The following is a 1,312-nucleotide window of genomic DNA, read 5'->3' as shown; positions in this document are numbered from 1 at the left end:
CAGCGGATCGACCGTCAGGCGGTCTCTCAGCACTGGCCCGGGCCCCGCACTATCGCCATTGTCAACGGCAAGGGCGGAGCCTCGAAGACCCCGACAACGATCCTGCTCTCAGCAGTGTTCGCACGCTACGGCGGCGGCGGGGTGCTGGCCTACGACAACAACCAGACGCGCGGCACTTTAGGGTGGCGCACCGAACAAGGTCCGCATGATGCGACCATTCTGGATCTGCTGCCGAAGGCCACTGATCTTCTCTCCACCGGAGCCCAGTCGGCGGATCTGGCGCACTTCGTGCATCACCAGACCACTGACCGCTACGACGTGCTGCGCTCAAAGCCGGTCGCCTTGGCCGATGCGCAGCGCGTCGATGCCGGCGATGTGGACGCCATTCATCAGGTCACCAGCAAGTTCTACCGGTTGATCTTCATCGACTCCGGTAACGACGAGTCCGATCCGCTGTGGAAGCGCATGATCGACCTTTCCGATCAGCTCGTGGTGGCCACTACGACCAAGGACGAGCACGCCGAGGCTGGCGCCCTGCTGCTGGAAGCTCTCGCAGACCGTGACGAGCGATCCGCGGCACTGGCCGATGAGGCCGTGGTGATCGTCTCGGAATCCAATGATTCCGCGAAGCCCACGCAAGCGGCCGAGGTCCGCAGCGGGTTCAGCAAACTTGCTCGCGAAGCGGTCTCGATCCCCTATGACCCGGCAATGGTCGATGGGGTGCTGCACTATGACGCGCTGCGGGGCTCCACACAGCGGGCATGGCTGCGCGCTGCTGCGGCCGTCGCGAGGGGGTTGTAGAGAAAAAGAAAAGTCCCGACACGCTGAAACAGTTTCACTGATCTGCGGCGCTCATGGGATTGACTGAGGAGCACGGTTAAAGGAGGAGAAAATGCCGCAGATCAGCAAGGGTCAACGGACCCAAGTGAGCGCGCGTATTGAACAGCCCTACTTTGAGAAGCTGGACAGGTACCTGTCCCTCACTGGCGAATCCAAAAATGACTTCGTCAGGGAGCTGATCATCGAACGGCTCAACCGGGTGGACCTCGACAGTCTCGAGAGAAACCAGGAGCCGCTTCCTTTGACCGCATAAACGAAGAAGCGCCCACCTAACCGGTGAGCGCTTCCCCAAGACTTTTCAGAACCGCTCTAGTTTGCCGACCGGACGGTTCTGAATCCAATCCCCTGAGGAGATCGAACCGATGACTCCCGTATACGGGAGGCACCTTTTGTGCTTCCCACTGTAGCACCGCGCGCCCAAACGCCCCAGAGACCACGCAACAACACGGCGTTTCGTGCTGCCTTCCGCGCC

At 61.2% G+C, this 1,312-nt stretch carries 2 protein-coding genes; both read left to right on the top strand.

The window, feature by feature from the left end; all coding sequences use genetic code 11:
* Nucleotides 1–801 (top strand): AAA family ATPase (locus BCL67_RS15125; RefSeq protein WP_146131226.1); only part of this gene is annotated, 801 nt, incomplete at its 5' end.
* A 91-nt stretch (nt 802–892) separates the two neighbouring features.
* A complete protein-coding gene (locus BCL67_RS15120) occupies nt 893–1,093 on the top strand; it encodes a hypothetical protein (protein WP_106124220.1) in 201 nt (66 codons plus the stop codon).
* The last annotated feature ends 219 nt before the right edge of the window (nt 1,094–1,312 follow it).

It is taken from the genome of Nesterenkonia sandarakina (assembly GCF_003003175.1).
In the GTDB taxonomy this organism is placed as follows: Bacteria; Actinomycetota; Actinomycetes; order Actinomycetales; family Micrococcaceae; genus Nesterenkonia; species Nesterenkonia sandarakina_A.
The sequence above is the reverse complement of the archived record's forward strand: the minus strand, read 5'-3'. Positions and strand labels throughout refer to the sequence as shown.

What these genes read in the sequence shown, in the direction of transcription:
- BCL67_RS15120 (WP_106124220.1), top strand. Translation starts at nt 893, where the DNA reads ATGCCGCAGATCAGCAAGGGTCAACGGACCCAAGTGAGCGCGCGTATT.